General features: G+C 34.6%; 18 protein-coding genes. 8 read left to right on the top strand and 10 right to left on the bottom strand.

What is annotated here, in order from left to right; genetic code table 11:
* Nucleotides 1-756: a competence/damage-inducible protein A gene (locus ACNI3C_RS12615; protein WP_419770163.1), complete on the top strand. Its 756-nt coding sequence runs from the start codon at nucleotides 1-3 to the stop codon at nucleotides 754-756.
* Here ACNI3C_RS12615 and ACNI3C_RS12610 read toward each other — a convergent pair.
* The 3 genes from ACNI3C_RS12610 to uvrC are packed head-to-tail and all read right to left on the bottom strand — an operon-like array spanning nucleotide 753 to nucleotide 4,215.
* Nucleotides 753-1,334, bottom strand: a complete 582-nt coding sequence (locus ACNI3C_RS12610; RefSeq protein ID WP_419770162.1) for a tetratricopeptide repeat protein — start codon at nucleotides 1,332-1,334, stop codon at nucleotides 753-755. The genes ACNI3C_RS12615 and ACNI3C_RS12610 overlap by 4 nt on opposite strands.
* 1 nt (nucleotide 1,335) lies before the next feature.
* On the bottom strand, nucleotides 1,336-2,361 hold the full coding sequence (locus ACNI3C_RS12605; protein ID WP_419770161.1) for an alanine racemase: 1,026 nt from the start codon (nucleotides 2,359-2,361) through the stop codon (nucleotides 1,336-1,338).
* A gap of 15 nt (nucleotides 2,362-2,376) precedes the next feature.
* Nucleotides 2,377-4,215: an excinuclease ABC subunit UvrC gene (uvrC, locus tag ACNI3C_RS12600; protein WP_419770160.1), complete on the bottom strand. Its 1,839-nt coding sequence runs from the start codon at nucleotides 4,213-4,215 to the stop codon at nucleotides 2,377-2,379.
* A gap of 334 nt (nucleotides 4,216-4,549) precedes the next feature.
* Here uvrC and ACNI3C_RS12595 point away from each other — a divergent pair, with 334 nt between their 5' ends.
* The gene (locus ACNI3C_RS12595; protein ID WP_419770159.1) at nucleotides 4,550-5,188 is read left to right on the top strand and encodes a hypothetical protein; all 639 of its coding nucleotides are present in this window, start codon (nucleotides 4,550-4,552) and stop codon (nucleotides 5,186-5,188) included.
* A 13-nt stretch (nucleotides 5,189-5,201) separates the two neighbouring features.
* On the opposite strand, the gene ACNI3C_RS12590 is transcribed toward ACNI3C_RS12595, so the two are convergent.
* Nucleotides 5,202-5,666: a J domain-containing protein gene (locus tag ACNI3C_RS12590; RefSeq protein WP_419770158.1), complete on the bottom strand. Its 465-nt coding sequence runs from the start codon at nucleotides 5,664-5,666 to the stop codon at nucleotides 5,202-5,204.
* Between the two features lie 112 nt (nucleotides 5,667-5,778).
* On the opposite strand from ACNI3C_RS12590, the gene ACNI3C_RS12585 reads away from it, so the two are divergent.
* The gene (locus tag ACNI3C_RS12585; RefSeq protein WP_419770157.1) at nucleotides 5,779-6,666 is read left to right on the top strand and encodes a radical SAM protein; all 888 of its coding nucleotides are present in this window, start codon (nucleotides 5,779-5,781) and stop codon (nucleotides 6,664-6,666) included.
* On the opposite strand, the gene ACNI3C_RS12580 is transcribed toward ACNI3C_RS12585, so the two are convergent.
* Nucleotides 6,663-7,289, bottom strand: coding sequence for a DsbA family protein (locus ACNI3C_RS12580; protein ID WP_419770156.1), 627 nt, complete (start codon nucleotides 7,287-7,289; stop codon nucleotides 6,663-6,665). The two genes, ACNI3C_RS12585 and ACNI3C_RS12580, sit on opposite strands and share 4 nt — an antisense overlap.
* Nucleotides 7,290-7,380: 91 nt before the next feature.
* Between ACNI3C_RS12580 and ald the strand changes: the two genes are divergently transcribed.
* From ald to ACNI3C_RS12560, 4 genes are read left to right on the top strand one after another with little or no spacing between them, the layout of a single operon-like run.
* A complete protein-coding gene (gene ald / locus ACNI3C_RS12575; RefSeq protein WP_419770155.1) occupies nucleotides 7,381-8,463 on the top strand; it encodes an alanine dehydrogenase in 1,083 nt (360 codons plus the stop codon).
* A gap of 47 nt (nucleotides 8,464-8,510) precedes the next feature.
* A complete protein-coding gene (locus ACNI3C_RS12570; protein ID WP_419770154.1) occupies nucleotides 8,511-8,978 on the top strand; it encodes a hypothetical protein in 468 nt (155 codons plus the stop codon).
* A 13-nt stretch (nucleotides 8,979-8,991) separates the two neighbouring features.
* The gene (locus ACNI3C_RS12565) at nucleotides 8,992-9,708 is read left to right on the top strand and encodes a TSUP family transporter (RefSeq protein ID WP_419770153.1); all 717 of its coding nucleotides are present in this window, start codon (nucleotides 8,992-8,994) and stop codon (nucleotides 9,706-9,708) included.
* Nucleotides 9,705-10,865, top strand: a complete 1,161-nt coding sequence (locus tag ACNI3C_RS12560; RefSeq protein WP_419770152.1) for an MFS transporter — start codon at nucleotides 9,705-9,707, stop codon at nucleotides 10,863-10,865. Before ACNI3C_RS12565 ends, ACNI3C_RS12560 begins: the two co-directional genes overlap by 4 nt.
* A 32-nt stretch (nucleotides 10,866-10,897) precedes the next feature.
* Here the strand turns inward: ACNI3C_RS12560 and ACNI3C_RS12555 are convergent, their stop codons facing one another.
* From ACNI3C_RS12555 to ACNI3C_RS12535, 5 genes are all read right to left on the bottom strand, one after another.
* The gene (locus ACNI3C_RS12555; RefSeq protein WP_419770151.1) at nucleotides 10,898-11,980 is read right to left on the bottom strand and encodes an ABC transporter permease; all 1,083 of its coding nucleotides are present in this window, start codon (nucleotides 11,978-11,980) and stop codon (nucleotides 10,898-10,900) included.
* Nucleotides 11,977-13,086, bottom strand: coding sequence for an ABC transporter permease (locus ACNI3C_RS12550; RefSeq protein WP_419770150.1), 1,110 nt, complete (start codon nucleotides 13,084-13,086; stop codon nucleotides 11,977-11,979). Before ACNI3C_RS12550 ends, ACNI3C_RS12555 begins: the two co-directional genes overlap by 4 nt.
* Complete coding sequence (locus ACNI3C_RS12545; RefSeq protein WP_419770149.1) at nucleotides 13,073-14,773, bottom strand: ATP-binding cassette domain-containing protein; 1,701 nt, start codon at nucleotides 14,771-14,773, stop codon at nucleotides 13,073-13,075. Before ACNI3C_RS12545 ends, ACNI3C_RS12550 begins: the two co-directional genes overlap by 14 nt.
* 3 nt (nucleotides 14,774-14,776) lie before the next feature.
* On the bottom strand, nucleotides 14,777-15,757 hold the full coding sequence (locus ACNI3C_RS12540) for an HlyD family secretion protein (RefSeq protein ID WP_419770148.1): 981 nt from the start codon (nucleotides 15,755-15,757) through the stop codon (nucleotides 14,777-14,779).
* Between the two features lie 97 nt (nucleotides 15,758-15,854).
* A complete protein-coding gene (locus ACNI3C_RS12535) occupies nucleotides 15,855-16,370 on the bottom strand; it encodes a ferritin (RefSeq protein WP_419770147.1) in 516 nt (171 codons plus the stop codon).
* Nucleotides 16,371-16,480: 110 nt separating this feature from the next.
* On the opposite strand from ACNI3C_RS12535, the gene ACNI3C_RS12530 reads away from it, so the two are divergent.
* Nucleotides 16,481-17,401 (top strand): manganese-dependent inorganic pyrophosphatase, encoded by a 921-nt coding sequence (locus tag ACNI3C_RS12530; protein ID WP_419770146.1) that lies wholly within the window; start codon nucleotides 16,481-16,483, stop codon nucleotides 17,399-17,401.
* Nucleotides 17,402-17,422: the final 21 nt, after the last annotated feature.

Below are 17,422 nucleotides of genomic sequence, written 5' to 3'. Positions count from 1 at the left end.
ATGAACAATCAACCCAACTTTTACAGTGTAATTATTGGCACAGAGTTATTAAATGGGCGTCGTAAAGATGCCCATTTTGCATTTTTGAACAGTGAACTTCTAAAAAGAGGCTATGAACAAAAAGCCAGTTTTGTGATCAAAGATGATCCTATTTTTATGGAAGATGTGTTTAATTTAATCCAACAAGACCCCCACAGTGTGATGTTCTGTTTTGGTGGCATTGGTGCAACGCCCGATGATTTTACCAGAAAAGTTGCGGCTAAAGCATTTACTCATGGTAAAATGCACTACAACGAAGTGGCAAAAGAGTTAATCATCAATCAATTTGGCGAAGAGACATTTCCTCATCGAATTGAGATGTCAAATCTGCCTATTGGTGCAAAGCTTTTAGATAATGTGGTCAATAATGTGCCGGGCTTTTATTTAGAAGATCGATTCTTTTTTACTCCCGGTTTCCCTTCCATGTCTCAAGCCATGGTTTTACAAGCGTTGAATTGCTATTTTAAAGAGAATGTATGTAAAAAATACAGAAAGACAATGACAATTTACACGGGGGAGAATGCCATTATTCCTTTAATGAAAACGTATTCCAACGAAGTTGAAATTTCATCACTTCCTCGAATAAAAGGGGAAAAACGAGAAACCGTACTATCCATTGTAGGTGAAGATGAAGCTTTGGTTAAAAGAGTTTATGTGGCATTTGAAGAGTTTTTAAAAAACGAAAATATTGTTTTTTTAGAAGGGGAAATTGCCTAAGGTTTGGTGTAGAAGTTAAATTTAAACCCTTTATCTTCTGCATATTTTTCCAAATGAAAATCGTTCCATGCTTTCACACAAATAGGATTGCCTTGTTCATACCCTGTTTTAGCAAAAACGTGGGCACGTCCTAAGTTAGGGAAAACTCCTTTCCCTGATGCGTACATGAAAGCCAAATTGCACTGTGCTGTGATAAAGTTCTGTTTTGACGCTTTTTCATACCATTTAACGGCTTCTTTGTAATCTTTTTCCACACTCAATCCAAGGGTCAAATACATTCCCACTTTGTTTTGTGCAGGAGCATACCCTTTTTGAGCCAGTTCATAAAAGATTTCGTAAGACTTTGCATAATCTTTTTTATTAAAATATTTATTTCCATAAAGCACCCCTAAGTTATAGTATGCTTTTTGATTTCCCATGTCACTGGCTTTAGAAAAGTATTCAAAAGCCATAGAGTAGTTTCTTTGTTGGTAATACTTTTTCCCTTTTTCAAAAAATTCATTTTCTTTATATAAAGAGCCTACAATATCTTTGGCAAAAACAGCAGTGATGATGCAAAGTAAAAATAGGATTTTCATTTTATTCTATGACCTCTCTTGTAATATGGGATTTGAGTGAACACAATATTTCATAGGTGATGGTATTATGAATTTTAGCAAGTGAAGTCACGTCATTAAAAATACAGACTTCATCTTGCGTACTGTTTAAAGATAGGTTATCCATAGAGACTTTCCCTAAGACTTTAAATCCATCGGGTGTTTTGTAGTCATCGTTACCATCAAGTCTTAAAAATCCATCACCATATCCTACATTATAGGTTGAAATTTCCATGTCATTTTCTGCTTTATAGCTTCCCCCATAACCAACACATTGATTTTTGTAAAGTTTTCGAGTGGCAATTTTATTGGCAAACAATGACATAACAGGTTTTAATTTTGGATTATTAAACGCATTATCGGTGTCTAAATAACCATACAATGCAATACCCACTCTGGCCATATCATCACTGAAATTATTGTCTCTAAAAAGAGCCGAGGAGTTGCAGCTGTGGAAGAGAGGAAGAGGTAGAGAAAGTTTTTCACATATCCTTTTTACTTCACTTTTTACGGCATTAAAATTCATTTTTTGCCAAAAATAAACAGAGCTGATTTCATCGGCACTTCTGTGATGTGTAAAGACTCCAGTTAGTACTAATTTTTGTTCACAAATCCCTAAAATAGCCTCTTCTAGTTCATTTATAGAAATTCCATTTCTGTGCATACCTGTATCGACTTTAAGCTGTACTTTAGTATTTTTTTGTATGGTTTTTATATCTTTTAGACAATTAATTGTGATGTGAAAAGTATGTGAATAACTATGGGGTGTAGTATCAGCTAATATTAAGATATTGTCAAAAAAAGTCACAACTTGCTGTGCTTCATCAACACTTTGTACCACCGCGTTTTTGACACCAAATTCACTGCAAATTTTTCCAATTTCAACAATTCCATGTCCATATGCATTATCTTTTAAAACCACTGCAATTTTATTTTTGTCTTGAAGTTTTTCTTCAATAAGTGATAAGTTGTGAATAAGATGTGATTTACTTATTAATATTTTTGCCAAAGTTTTTCCAAAGTTTTAATTTTTATTTGATGTAAAATGGTTAAATAAAACAATAGCATCTTTTTCGTTTAAAACCTCTTTGAGTGTTTCAACTTTTGCACGTTTTATCTCTTCAAAAGTACCAAAATATAAAAGCAATTTTTTGACTTTTGCTTCACCGATGCCATGCAGTTGTAGAAGGGATATCTGTTTGTCCTCTTTTCTTTTTTGTTTTTTATGAAAAGCAATGACAAAACGGTGTGCTTCATCTCTTTGTCGTTGTACAAATTGCAGCCGTTGATCACTGGAACTGAGTTTTAACTCTTTAAAGCCATTCGCCTCTTTATAGTGAAGAATGTCTTTGGCTTTTCCCTTAGCTCGGTGTGCTTTTGCATCTATTTTCTCTTTGGCTATGGCAATGATATCAATATTGACTCCCACAGACTCTACGATATTATAGGCCAATTTTAGAAGCGTTAAGCCACCATCAATTATCCATAAATCGGGTGCAGGATTGGTTTGGAAACTCTCTACACGGCGTTTTAACATCTCATGCATTTGAGCATACTCATCCAATGCTTCTAAGTTGTAGTGTCTGAAATCGGATTTTACAAAACCGTCTTCCCAAATAACCATCGCACCAACCGTTGCTTGCCCCATCATATGTGAGTTGTCGAAACTCTCAACTCTGGCAGGTACTCTTTGCAATTGGAAAAGTTTTTGCAGCTCTTCATAAATGGTAGTGTTGTTTTTTGAACTCTCCAGTCGTAACAGTTCCTCACAATTATTTAGTGCAATTTGCATTAACTCTTTTTTCTTTCCCACTTTTGGATTTAAAATAGGAATTTTTTTAGAAAACCGTTCTGTTAAAAATGCTTCTAAATTCTCTTTCTCTTCAAGGTCTTGTGCAATTAAAATCTCTTTGGGTAAAACTGGAATTTCATTGGTATAGTAATTGACCATGGCTCTTTGGTAGGCTTCATCGAGTTCTATCTCGCTGTTATCTTCTAAAAAGTCCAGTTTAATAAAGTTATGGTTGGAAGAAGCGAGCTTTCCATCTCGAATAAACATACGAACAACGACTGCTTTTTTGGCATTTGTTTTAATGGCAAAAAGGTCAAGGTTTTCATTAGTCGCTAAGTCCATACCGGTTTTGATTTGAGATTTTTCAATGGTTTTAATTCGATCTCTTAAGTTCATTGCCTCTTCAAATCTGAAATCGTTAGAATACTCTTGCATTTTTTCATTGAGTTTGATCAGCAGTTTGCTTTTGTTATAAATATACTCTAAGGCTTCATTGACAATCTCTTTGTACGCTTGAATGGTTATTTTACCTTCACAAGGGGCATGACACTTTTTTATTTGGTGAAATAAACACGCAGTTTTTCCTTTAATGCAGGTTTTCTTTTGAACCAAAGGAACAATCTCATAAATAGAGTCCAAGATGTCTCTTGCCCCCGTTGAATAGGGACCAAAATATTTAATATTTGAACCTTTTAACACCTTTCTGGTAATTTCAAGTCGGGGAAAATCTTCACTTAAATCAATATAGATATAAGGGTAAGTTTTGTCATCACGTAGGAGAATATTGTATTTTGGTTTGAGTTGTTTTATCAAGGAGTTCTCTAAAATAAGGGCATCGTGTTCATTGGGCACAATAATCCACTCTAAAGAGGCCACTTCTGTAATCATTTTATAGATTCTCAAACCCAATTTATCAGCAGGAGCTAAAGTAGGAGTAAATTTAAAATAGGATTTGACTCTGTTTTTAAGAACTTTTGCTTTGCCTACATAAAGCAAATGCCCCTCTTTGTCAAAATATTGATAAACCCCAGATTCATTGGGAAGTTGTTTGAGTTTTTCTGATAATTCCATTTGAGGATTATAACAAATATAGCCCTCTATAGAAGCTTAATATTTTGGTTATTTTGCCGTTTTATGGAAGAGGATAAAATCAACATTTCTAAAAAAATTAAGCAAGACTTAACCTGAAAAGATGGTATAATTTCATTAGCGCAAACAATTTGGAGGTGTAAATGACAAAGGTTTACCATTCTTAGTATTGTTAGAATATCATAACAAAACGTTCACTGATTCAGTGATAGCATAGGTAAAAGTTTTATTTATGATTTATATAAAAAGGGAAGCTTCTTAGGAGTGCTTCCCTTTTTTTATATGATGATATACATCTATAAATGAAGGGACAAAAATGATTGACAGCGAACTTTATGAAGAGATCAATTCCACATACATCGAACATGAAAACATCAATGCCATATTAAGTGATTTAAAACAAGGCATCAATTTTAATTTGTGGGCAGATCGATTTACTACAGATGCTTACTACAACAATTTGGATTTAGCCCAAGCACTTTTTGAAGAGTCTTTTAAGCAGGTACAAACATGGAGAGATTATCGAGACTTGGCATTTCATGTAGGTAAAAAAGCGGGATACAATGATACCGTTTGGGCAAAAAAGCTTATACAAACAGCCATTACTCAAATTACGATACTTCGAGATTTAAGAAGTTTGGCCGATGATTTAGCGACTAAAAGCAGCAAGTTTTATGACAGAGAAATGGCAATGGAGATTTACAAAGAGGTCATTGAAAAAGCACAAACTGCCTATGATTTTTATTGTGTTGCAGAGAGTTTATGCAATAAAGATATGATAGATGACAAAGATTGGGCGATAGAAGTGTATAAAAAAGGCATAGAAGTATCTAAAAATACCGATGAATTAACTGCCCTTGCAGACAGTATTGCCGATGAAGATGGATTAAACGATGAACTTTGGTCAGAAGAGTTGTATGCCATAGCTGAAGCATTTGAAACAAAAAGTGTGTAAATTTTTACACACTTTATGAAACGGTACTCATTAAAACATCTCGGTAGTGATTTAAATCTTTCATTAAAGCATCGCCTTGGTTGTTAATATCGGGGTGATATTTTCTTGCAAGCTCTTTGTACCTTTTTTTAATCTCCTCTTTGGTAGGGGAGTGTGTAAATCCGAAAAACTCTTTTGCTTTTTGTACTTCCCCAAATTGTGGCTGGGCTTGGAAGTTCCCACTTTGGAAGTTTTGAAAATCTTCAAATCTGAAACCTTGTGCGCCTTGTTGAAAATCTTTTGCGTTAAAGTGAAACTGGAAATGGCTTTGTTGTTCTCTTATTTTTTGTATTTTTTTATAAATGAAATAGTATCCTAAGATAATAAATACGGTAATTACAATTAAAAATGTTCCAAAATTTGTAAAAATCATGTAGAGAATAAAAAAGAGTATACTGAATCTGATAAGTCGTCCAAAAAAGTAATCAATGCTGTTCATGGGGTAAAAATATTCCTTTTATAATTATGGGTGTATTATAGTATTTTGTCATTATAATAAAGTTAAGCAACTGTTTACTATAGTTTAATTTTATTATAGCGAGGAAAGATTAATGATTAATTACAATGAACCACTTTTTCGACCACCTGCTGAAGCAAACTCTTTAATTTTGCAAATTACCTTAGGATGCAGTTATAACCAATGCAGTTTTTGTTCGATGTATGAAACCAAAAAGTTTACACGCAGAGCATTGAGTGACATATTTAAAGAGATTGATTTATTGTCGCGTTATGATGATGAAAGAAGAGTCTTTTTAGCCGATGGGGATGCTTTAGCGTGTGAGAGTTCATTTTTAATCGAAATTTTACGCTATCTTAAAAAAAGTTTTCCAAAACTTCAAAGAGTCTCTTCTTATGCCAGTCCATACAACCTTTTAGAAAAAACACAAGAGGAGCTTGACCTTTTAAGAGAAAATGGTTTAAGTTTGATCTATTATGGCATTGAAAGTGGCAATCATGCCTTACTTAAATATATCAATAAACCCATGAAACCAGAAAAAATAGTTGAAGGTTTGAATAAAGCCACCCAAGCCAATATGAAAATTTCTGCTACGGTAATTTTGGGCCTAGGTGGAAAAAATTTATCAAATCAACACATCAATGATACGGCAAAGTTGATTAATGCGTGTGAACATATTAACTGTCTTTCCACACTGCAATTAGGTATTAGCAACACCAAAGAGGATAATTTTTTCAAACGCTTTGAAGAGAAAAACCAACCCTTTATTTTCTGCACGGATCAAGATATGTTAGAAGAACAAAAAAGATTTATAGGTTTACTTAATCCCCAAAAACCCATTATTTTTCGTTCAAATCATGCTTCCAATGCACTGCCACTTAAAGGCACTTTGCCCAAAGATAAAAATGCTTTATTGGATATTTTAGAAGCAGCAGAACATAACCAGTCAATGTTACGTCCACACTTTTTACGAGGGTTTTAAAAATAAGTGTTTTCACTCAAATTTGTGATTTGCTCCAGCATTTTACCACTGTTTTTAAAATCAATATTAATGGGGTAGGCCTCTTTTTTATATTTTAAAATCAGTGTGGGAAAAGCTTTTACATTAAGGTTTCGTCGTAAATTAAAATCTTCTTCTAAAAGTTTTTGAGTCGCTTGGGTATTTAACTCTTTGGTGAATTTTTCTTTATCCAAGTCAATTTGCGAAGCGAGTTTAATGAGGGTTTCTTCTTCCGAAGGGTTCATGGCTTTTTGGTAATACGCTTGTTGAATGGCGGCAATCATTTCTGCTTCTTTATTCACTTTTCTGGCTAAAATGAGTGCTTGACACGCCAAATAGGTTGCACGTTTGGGTTGGCATTTTGTCCAAAAATCGTAATTAAATTTTACCCCGAGCTCTTTTTCGATTTGTTCCCAGATAGATTTGATTTTTTCTTGTTGTGCCTTAGGCATAATTTCCGTGGTGTGTTGCGCCAAACCACCACACACATAAATGACTTCAATGTCATTTGGTAAGTTTGAAATAAGTTCATCAAAAGTTTTTTTAAAAGCATAACACCAAGAGCACATGGGATCGTGAATATAATAGAGTTGTTTTAGCATCATACACCTCTTTGTTATTAATTTGTAACTTATTTATTATACATATATTTTTGGAAAAGTTGTTATAATGATTGAACTAATTAAAGGAATTAAGATGATAATAGGTGTTCCTAAAGAGATTAAAGAACAAGAGTATCGCGTTGGTTTAACACCCAAAAGTGCTAAGCAATATATAAAACGAAATCATGTTGTCTATATTCAAGCTGGTGCAGGGGTTGGTTCAGGTTTTGAAGACAACGATTACATTGAAGTAGGGTGTAAAATTGTATCTTCCATTGAAGAAATTTATGCGATTGCAAATATGATTATAAAAGTCAAAGAGCCAATTCCTTCTGAGTATAAATTGCTTAAAGAGAATCAAATTTTATATACCTATTTACATCTTGCAGCAAATAAAGAGTTGACTTTAGAGTTGATGAAGCGAAGAGTCAGTGCAGTTGCTTATGAAACCATTACCAACAAAAAAGGTGAGTTGCCTTGTTTGATGCCCATGAGTGAAATTGCAGGCAAACTCTCTGTACAAGAGGGAGCCAAATACCTGGAAAAAACGTTTGGCGGTAAAGGCATACTTTTAGGTGGAGTTCGTGGTGTAAAAAAAGCCAACGTGGTCATTTTAGGCGCTGGAACAGTAGGTAAAAATGCGTGTAAAATTGCCATTGGATTTGGTGCAAGAGTTACGGTACTTAGTCCAACACAAGAGAAATTAGACCTATTAAAACAAAAATATGAAAAAAAGATTCACACAAAAATTTTAAACAAAGAGACTGTTTTAGAGAGCATAAAAGATGCTGATTTGGTCATTGGTGCTGTTTTAATTCAAGGGGCAAGTGCACCAAAACTTATTACCAAAGATGAGTTAAAATTGATGAAAAAAAACAGTGTCATTGTGGATGTATCAATTGATCAAGGGGGTTGTTTTGAAACCTCAAAACCAACAACACACACTAAACCAACGTATGTGGTGAATGATGTAATTCACTATTGTGTTGCCAATATGCCAGGATGTGTTCCTATGACTTCTTCTCAAGCACTCAATAAAATAACCTTAAAATATGGTCTTATGCTTGCCTCTTTGGGCTTAGAAGAAGCAATGCTCAATAGTGGATTGAAAAACGGACTAAACGTATATAAAGGTGAATGCGTGAATGATGCTGTCAAAATTAGTCTGAACATTTAAGCTGTTAATTTAAAGAAACTTTACTATGTTCTTTTGTATAATCCCAAATGAATAGTACTGTAAAAATAATAATAACGATTATTCTCTTATCTTTGAATCTGAATGCGGGACAATATAAAAGTTACAGCATACATTTGGATGCCAATTTTTATGTTAAAAAAAATGGCAATACAACAGCACTCAAAAGTTTTAAAACACAATATGGCATCTATTTGTCAAAAAAGAGTTTGGAACGAGAGAAACCATACTGTTTTGAGAGTCAAAACATGACTGACTTAAGTGAATATATTTCAAAACCAACTTATAAAATGTGCATTGATAAGAAGAATAAAGCCATTCTTTACGAGATAAATAAAAAAGATTTCCGATACGACAGATTAAATTCATACCGTGTGGAGATTCAAAACATTCAAGTGGATATACTAAATGTTAATCAAAACCAATCTTGTCATAAAGAAGCAGTTAACTATGCGCAGTTGAATAAAAGAATTAATGAGTGTATCTTAGCACAATAGGAGTTTTGTTGTTATGTATTTGGAGATTATTTTAGGCGTATTGGCTTTTATGACATCTACAGTTGCTGGCATAGTTGGTGTAGGTGGAGGCATGATGCTTATTGCAATATTGCCTGGCTTTTTGCCTGTAAATGCACTCATCCCAGTGCATGGTTTAACCCAAATGTCAAGCAATTTCAGTCGAGCGGTCTTTGGATATAAAGATGTTCAATGGGAAGTTCTGCCAAAGTTTTTATTGGGTTCTGTATTGGGAATTGCACTTTTTTCTTCGATTCTATTTTACATCTCTTTAGCGTATGTTCCTTTGTTTATTGGTGTTTATATTTTATTGTCATTGTGGAGTGAACGATTTAATGAAAAAATTAAGCGATACGAAAATTATGTCGTAGCGGGGTTTTTTCAAACGGGTCTTTCCATGGTGGTAGGTGCAACTGGCCCTTTGACTATGGCACTGTTGTTAAAAGATTATAAAGATAAAGACAAAGTGGTTGCAACGGGAGCTGCTTTAATGAGCATTACGCATATTTTTAAAGTGATTGTTTTTATCTTTTTTGGTTTTGTTTTTTTTGATTATATTGGTGTACTCACATTTATGATTTGTGGGGCAGTTGCAGGGAGTTATGCCGGAATAAAATTGCGAGATAAAGTTGATGGTAAAAAGTTTGTGATGGTTTTAAAAGTTTTATTGTCTCTATTGGCACTTAAAGCAATTGCAGGGGTAATATTTTGATACAACGGTTTTTCCATTCAAGAGTGGTATTGCTCTATATTTTTGCCATTGCCATGCCTTTGTCTTTTGCAACATGGACGTCGTTACTTAATAATTTTGTTATTGAAAAGGCACAATTTGATGGAGGCCAAATAGGGATTTTACAAAGTTTAAGAGAGATTCCTGGACTTCTTGCCTTTACGGTAATTTTGTTGTTATATTTAATTGTACAACAACGTTTGGCTTATGTATCCATGATACTTTTAGGTTTGGGTACGGCTTTAACAGGCTATTTCCCCAATGCATTGGGATTGTACACAACTACCGTGATTATGTCGCTTGGCTTTCACTATCTTGAAACACTGAACCAATCACTCTCACTTCAATGGCTTGAAAAAGATAAAGCTCCAATTATTTTAGGAAAAATCAGTGCAGCAAAATCAATTTCTGGCATTGTGGTGTATGCTTTTATCTATATCTTTATGGGGTATTATGCTTTAGAGTATAAAGATGTCTACCTTATGTTTGGTGGATTAACTGCTCTTATTGGTGTTATTGCATGGATAGGATTTCAACACTTTAAAGATGATGTCATCCAAGAGAAAAAATTGGTGTTTAAAAAAGAGTATTGGCTCTATTATGTATTGACTTTTCTAAGTGGAGCACGACGACAAATTTTTGTGGTTTTTGCAGGGTTTTTATTGGTTGAAAAATTTGGTGTGGATGTACACAATATGGTGGTATTGCTTTTTGTGAATGCCATTTTAAATATCTATTTTGCCCCTGCGATTGGAAGATTTATCACTAAGTTTGGTGAAAGCAGTGCGTTAAAATTAGAGTATATTGGGTTAATTATTATATTCATCAGTTATGCCTATGTTGATAATATTTACATTGCCTTTGTGCTTTATATTCTCGACCATTTGTTGTTTGCTATGGCCATTGCTTTAAAAACCTATTTTCAAAAAATAGCCGATCCCAAAGATATTTCAAGTACGAGTGCGGTGAGTTTTACAATTAATCATATAGCCGCTGTATTTTTGCCTTTTGTTTTAGGCCTTGTATGGTTAAGCTCTCCTTCGTTGGTTTTTGTCATAGGTGCAAGCATTGCCGTGTTATCGTTAGGGTTATCTTTTTTAATTCCACGCTACCCCACACGATTAGAGATAAAAGAGTAACATAAGAGTATACAACTTTATGTACGCTTATGTTAAGTGACTCTCTTTTTAAAAAACCATGTTGCAATAATAAGCGTAATGCACCCCAATACAATCATTGGAAAGATTTCCCATAATGCAATCTCCCATGAAATATCTTTTAAAAAAACACCTTTTAGGAGTATGAGAAAATACTTTAATGCAATTAAATCTGTAAAAGGGATTAACCAACTTGGCATGTTTTCAATGGGCGTTGCAAAACCTGACATCAAAATTGAGGGCACAAGAAGAATAAAGGCTCCAAGTATTCCTTGTTGTTGAGTGGATGAGATAGAGGAGATAAACAGTCCAAATCCTACAATGGAAAAAACAAAAGCACAAATAGCAAGAGTCAATATGGCAATTGAGCCAATAAAAGGCACACCAAAAAAAGTGATGGCGCAAAGAAAAATAATGGCAGCTTCCACAATACTGATTATCATAGGTGGAATTGTTTTCCCAATAATTAAAATGCTTGGGCTTAAAGGAGCAACCAACAGTTGTTCAAATGTTCCCAATTCCCGTTCTCTGGCAACGGATAATGACGTTAAAATTAAAGCAATCAGCATGGTTAAACTTCCCACTAAATTGGGAAGAACCCACCAGAAATTTTCTAAATTGGGGTTATACCAATTGCGAACAATGAGAGACTCTTTATTCTTAGAAAATGTATTATTGATGCTCATTTGAATATAACCTACTGCAATTTGAGCACTGGTTGATTTTCGTCCATCTGCAATAATACCAATGGGTGCTGGTTCACTTTTATTCAGTGAAGCAGAAAAGTTTTGAGCAATTTCAATGCCCACCAAAATTTGTTGGGTATCAATTTTTTCTTCCAAATCGGCATAACTTCTTAAATACAAAACTTCCCTGAAACGGTCACTGTCTTTTAAAGAACGTATGAGTTCTTGACTTTGGGTTGAATTGTCTTGGTCTAACACACCAATATTGATGTTTTTAACTTCCATGGTCACCGCAAATGAGAATAAAATAAGTTGTATGAGGGGAGGTATAATAATGACAATACGGGATCGTTTGTCGCTCCAAATGGCTAAAAATTCTTTTCTAATAAGTGATAATAGTTGCTGTATCATGCGCTTAACTTCTTTTTGGTAATGAGAAATACTATGATAAATAAAACAATTCCAATGCTTAACATCCAAATGACATTGGGCACAATGACTTCATAAATATCACCTGTTAAAAAGAGTGTTTGAAGAACAGTGATAAAATATCTCGCGGGTATAATATGGGTTAAAAACTGTAACCACTCGGGCATACTGCTTATTTGGAAAATAAAACCAGAGAGAATCATAGCAGGTAAAAAGCCTATAATCAACGCCATTTGTGCTGCAACAAATTGGTTTTTTGCCAGTGTGGAAATGAGTAGTCCCAAACTTAAAGAAGGAATTAAATAAACAGATGAGGTTAAAAAAAGCATAAAATAGGAACCTCGGTAGGGAATATCAAACCAAAACAGGGTAATCAGTACACAAATCAGCAAAGAGAACAACCCCAAAACAAAATAGGGCAACAGTTTTCCCAAAAGCAGTTCTAAGATAGTAATTGGTGTTGACATAATGGCTTCCATTGTGCCTCTTTCCCACTCTCTTGCAACCACAAGTGCAGTTAAAAGAGTACCAATGAGAGTTAAAATAATGGCAATGGAACCTGGGAGTAAAAAATAACTGCTTAAAAGTGGGGCATTAAACCAATAGCGTGTTTGTATCTCAATGACACTTTTTGTGGAGAGTTTTTCAAATTCAAGCCAATTTTGCCATAAACCCAAACTGTATTTATTGACAAATCCAGCAATGCTGGGTTCACTTCCATCGGTGATAATTTGAAGTTGTGGGGTGCCTTTTAAAATATCTTTATCAAAACTCGCTGGAACTATAATCATGGCTCTGAGTTTTCCTTCTTGCAACTGTTTCATAAAGGCTCTTCTGTCATTGGCTATTTGTACATCAAAACTTTCACTGCTTTGAAAAGCTTTCATTAAACTTTGAGTATGGTGAGAGTTTTTTTCAATGACCAAACCAAGCGGAATGTGTTTGGAATCCAATGAAATGGCATAACCCATTAAAAAAAGTAACATTAAAGGCAAGATAAAAGCAATAATTAATGCACTGGGGTCACGAATAATTTGTAAACTCTCTTTGATAAACAAAGCACAAAATCGTTGACTACTTAGTTTCATTCTCTTCTCTTTTTATGAGTTCAATAAACGTATCTTCCATGGTAGCATTCTTGCCAATTTGATTGATGAGGTTATGTGGTGTATCTAAAGCAATGGCTTTGCCTTTATAAATCAAAGCAATTCGGTCACAATACTCTGCTTCATCCATGAAGTGTGTTGTAACCATAATGGTCATTCCTTTTTGAACCATGGCATAAATGTGATTCCAAAACTCCCTTCTTGTTAAAGGATCAATGCCAGAAGTGGGTTCATCTAAAAAAAGCACCACGGGGTCATGCATGACAGCACAAGCTAAAGAGAGTCGTTGTTTATATCCTAAAGGTAAACTTTTTGATGCTATTTTTTTATATTTTTCCAATTCAAATATTTGAATCATATTGGCTATTTTTTCTTTTTTTTCTTTCCCTTTTAAACCATAAACACCTGCAAAAAACTTGAGATTCTCAACAACAGAAATATCGCCATAGAGTGAAAATTTTTGAGACATGTAGCCAATTTTACTGCGAGCTTTATATGAAGAGGTCTGTAGACTCAAGCCTAAAACATGTGCTTCTCCACTGCTTGGTTGTACCAAGCCACACAACATTTTAAATGTGGTTGATTTTCCCGCTCCATTGGGTCCTAAAAAACCAAAGATTTCACCTCGTTTGATTTTAAAGTTTACATCATCGGTGGCTTTAAATGTTCCAAAGGTTTTACTTAAATGAGAAGCTTCAATTAATGTGCCTTCATTTTGTTCCAATTTCCCCATCTGTTTTGCCAAAAGTGATTCGCCATTAAAATTGCCTTTTAAAATATGAATAAAACCATCTTCAAAATTTGGCTCCATATCTTCATAAGTGCACTCTTGTGCTTGAATATCTTTTAATGAGGGCAAATCTGCTCTGTTTTGGCAAATGAGTTTGATGCTGTTTCCCAAAATTACGCCGTCTGTGATGTTGTCATACTTTAAAGCCAAACGTAGGGTGTGTCGTTTATCTTTTATATTGCCCACGAGTTTAAAAACCTTCCCTTTCATGGTTTGACTCAACTCATGGGGTAAGCCTTGAAATAAGATTTCCCCTTCATTCAGAAGTATGACTTCATCACACAGGGCTGCTTCATCTAAATAAGCAGTACTCCAGACCACACCTACGTTTTCTTTGACCAATTCATTGACAATAGACCATAACTCTTTTCTGGATATGGGATCGACTCCAACGCCAGGTTCATCTAAAAGCAAAAGTTTGGGTTTTTTAATTAATGCACAAGCAAGACCCAGTTTTTGTTTCATGCCTCCAGATAAATCGCGTGCTAAAAAAGATTGAAATTCAACCAAATTGATAAATTTTAATAACTCATCGATTCTGCTTTTGTGATCATTTTTTGGAAGGGATTGTAAGTTGGCATATAAAGTGAGATTTTCCAATACGGTCAAATCTTCATACAAACCAAATTTTTGAGGCATATAACCAATTTTGTTTTGTACTTCATTGGCATCTTGAGGCAATGCGTGGTTTAAAACCCACAACTCTCCCTCATTGGCATCCATTAAGCCTGTCATTAGCCGAATGAGCGTGGTTTTCCCTGCCCCATCAGGTCCTACTAAACCAGTAATTTTTCCCTCTTTTATCTCCAAATCGAGTTTGGAAATGGCAGGAATGTTATTGAATGATTTTGTAATTTGTTTGGCAATAACCAAAGACATATCTTAACGGTCTTTACTACTGAGATGTTCAAACTCAATGGTCACTGGCATGCCTTGTCGTATTAAGTTATCATGCTCTTTTAAAATGAGTCTCATACGATACACCAATTGAGTTCTTAACTCTTGTGTTTGAACGCTTTTTGGGGTAAATTCTGCTTGAGGAGAGATAAAACTGACAACTGCTGTGTAGGCTTTTTGTGGTCGTGAGTCTGTGAAAACGTTTGCTCTCATATTGGGTTGAATGTGCCCTAAATATTTTTCATCAATGTAACTTCGTATCCAATAATCTTCTTCTATGGCCATTTCAACAATGGGTGCTCCTTGAGCAATGATTGAGCCTGTCTCATAAGCACGCGTTAAAATAACGCCATCGTTGGGAGCATAAAGCTTGGTGTCTTTTAAATGAATTTTGGCTTCTTCTTTTTGTGCAATTAAAGCAGTTAATTGTGCTTTTGCTGTTTGAATATCTTCTTTTAAATAACCATTTTTCATCTGATCTAAATTGCTTTTTGCATAATCATATTGTGCTTGGGCATTGTCAAAAATCAATTTAATGTCATCAAAGTTTTGTTTTGAAACAGAGTTTGTTTCAAGAAGTTTTTCGTAACGTTTTAAATCTTTGGTTCTTTTCTTTAAGGTGACGGCACTTTGTTCAAAGGAAGCTTGTGCTTTGCTGACTTCCTCTTTTCTATAGCCATTTTCAAGTTTTTGAACTTGCGCTTTTTGCATATTGATTTGGGCTAGGATATTGTTGAGTTCTTGAACATAAAGAGAGTCATCCAATTGGGCAATCAAATCACCTTTTTTCACCTTTTGCCCTTCATCAAAATAGAGCTTTTCGACTTTCCCTGAAACTCGAAATCCCAATGAAACGGTTCTTAAATCGACATTACCATAAAATGTTGTTTGTTGATTGTTTTCATTAAAACAGCCTGTGAATACAAGGGTGAGTATGGGAATAAAAAGAGTAATAAATTTTGGCATTTTGTTTTCCTAAGTTTCAATAATGTAGGAGTTTATTATAGCATAAAGGAGATGGTTAAAAAATAACAGAGATCTTTAAAAGATATCTGTTAAGGTTTTATGCGTTAGCAGTTGTTGGGTCAACAAAAACTCTCGTTGCGAGCTCTTTGTCAATGGTGTACAATCCGTAACCGTTGTCACCAACGAGTTTGATGTGATCAATAATCTCTTTGACTCGGGCTTCTTCTTCAACTTGTTCAGTGGTGTACCATTGGAGTAAATTATAGGTGGCATGATCTTTTTCTTTCATGGCAATGTCTGAAATATTGTTCAAATTTTGAGTCATATATTGTTCATGTGCTAAGGATTTTTGGAAGACATCCAAAAGTGAATCAAATTGGACATTGACCTCTGCAATCGCAGGCAGTACGATACTGACACTTTGGTCTTCAAGATACTTAAACAACTTCATGCCATGGGCAACTTCCTCTTGATATTGAATTAAAAACCAATTCGATGCGCCATTGAATCCCTCTTTAGAACAATACGCACTCATGCCCAAATAGATATACGCCGAATGAAACTCTTTATTGAGCTGTTCAATGAGCTCTTTTTGTAAATTTTCATGTATCATAATCGCTCCTTTGTGTGTGATAAAGTATAACATTAATTGTTTAATTACGCAATTTAAAACTATCATAACGAAATTTTTGATAGAATTGGCAAAAAATTATAGGATATTTTATGGCAATTTATACATGTGGACATACCACGCCCGATTCAGATTCAGTTTGTTCTGCGATTTCACTGGCGTATCTTTTAAATAAAATAGGACGTGAAGCAATACCAGCTAGACAAGGTGAACTTAATCCTGAAACACAATTTATATTGAATAAATTTGGATTTGAAGCCCCTGAATTAAAAACAGAATTTGCAGGTTGTGAACTTTTTATCACCGATTATTCAGATATTGCACAAGCACCAAAAGATTGGGCAGAAGCAACCATTGTTGGGATTGTAGATCACCACAAATTGGGTGATCTTACAACGTCTACACCATTAGAGTGTTGGATTCGACCTGTTGGATGTACCAATACCATTGTAAAAGAGATGTTCGATTTCCATAAAGTTGAAATTCCAAAAGAGATTGCAGGCATTATGATGTGTGCTATTTTAAGTGATACGGTTATTTTCAAATCACCAACATGTACCGACACGGATATTAAAGCCGTAAGAGAGTTATCGGTTATTTGTGGTATTGAAGATTTTGGAGCATTAGGAATGGAGATGTTTAAAGTCAAATCTCAAGTGGAAGGTGTGAGTGCCAGAAATTTGATTTTAAGAGATTACAAACCTTTTGACATGCACGGAACACATGTAGGTGTAGGGCAGTTAGAAGTGGTTGATTTGGCAATTTTTGATGACATCAAAGATGCGTTACAAAAAGATTTAGAAGCTTTAAGAGCAGAAAACAATCTTCACACAACAGCACTTTTATTGACCGATATTATCAAAGAGGGGAGTGAAGTACTCGTTGCTTCACAAGATGCGTCTGTGTTTGAAAAAGCCTTTAATTGCAAACTGGTCGATGGTAAAGTTTGGATTGATGGTTGTTTAAGCAGAAAAAAACAAATCATCCCTATCTTAGAGCCTGCGTTCGCGTAAAATAAAAAGAGAGTTCAACTC

Origin of the sequence: Marinarcus sediminis (SeqCode) (assembly GCF_048571275.1) — a bacterium.
Classification (GTDB): Bacteria; Campylobacterota; Campylobacteria; order Campylobacterales; family Arcobacteraceae; genus Marinarcus; species Marinarcus sediminis.
Note: the sequence above shows the minus strand (reverse complement) of the source record. Positions and strands in the feature narration are given on the sequence as shown.

Coding starts and splice junctions, on each gene's coding strand:
- ACNI3C_RS12570 (WP_419770154.1), top strand. CDS start 8,511: ATGAATAGTACTGTAAAAATAATAATAACGATTATTCTCTTATCTTTG.
- ACNI3C_RS12555 (WP_419770151.1), bottom strand. CDS start 11,980: ATGATACAGCAACTATTATCACTTATTAGAAAAGAATTTTTAGCCATT.
- ACNI3C_RS12590 (WP_419770158.1), bottom strand. CDS start 5,666: ATGAACAGCATTGATTACTTTTTTGGACGACTTATCAGATTCAGTATA.
- ACNI3C_RS12565 (WP_419770153.1), top strand. CDS start 8,992: ATGTATTTGGAGATTATTTTAGGCGTATTGGCTTTTATGACATCTACA.
- ACNI3C_RS12535 (WP_419770147.1), bottom strand. CDS start 16,370: ATGATACATGAAAATTTACAAAAAGAGCTCATTGAACAGCTCAATAAA.
- ACNI3C_RS12550 (WP_419770150.1), bottom strand. CDS start 13,086: ATGAAACTAAGTAGTCAACGATTTTGTGCTTTGTTTATCAAAGAGAGT.
- ACNI3C_RS12585 (WP_419770157.1), top strand. CDS start 5,779: ATGATTAATTACAATGAACCACTTTTTCGACCACCTGCTGAAGCAAAC.
- ACNI3C_RS12615 (WP_419770163.1), top strand. CDS start 1: ATGAACAATCAACCCAACTTTTACAGTGTAATTATTGGCACAGAGTTA.
- ACNI3C_RS12530 (WP_419770146.1), top strand. CDS start 16,481: ATGGCAATTTATACATGTGGACATACCACGCCCGATTCAGATTCAGTT.
- ald (WP_419770155.1), top strand. CDS start 7,381: ATGATAATAGGTGTTCCTAAAGAGATTAAAGAACAAGAGTATCGCGTT.
- uvrC (WP_419770160.1), bottom strand. CDS start 4,215: ATGGAATTATCAGAAAAACTCAAACAACTTCCCAATGAATCTGGGGTT.
- ACNI3C_RS12545 (WP_419770149.1), bottom strand. CDS start 14,773: ATGTCTTTGGTTATTGCCAAACAAATTACAAAATCATTCAATAACATT.
- ACNI3C_RS12540 (WP_419770148.1), bottom strand. CDS start 15,757: ATGCCAAAATTTATTACTCTTTTTATTCCCATACTCACCCTTGTATTC.
- ACNI3C_RS12610 (WP_419770162.1), bottom strand. CDS start 1,334: ATGAAAATCCTATTTTTACTTTGCATCATCACTGCTGTTTTTGCCAAA.
- ACNI3C_RS12580 (WP_419770156.1), bottom strand. CDS start 7,289: ATGATGCTAAAACAACTCTATTATATTCACGATCCCATGTGCTCTTGG.
- ACNI3C_RS12595 (WP_419770159.1), top strand. CDS start 4,550: ATGATTGACAGCGAACTTTATGAAGAGATCAATTCCACATACATCGAA.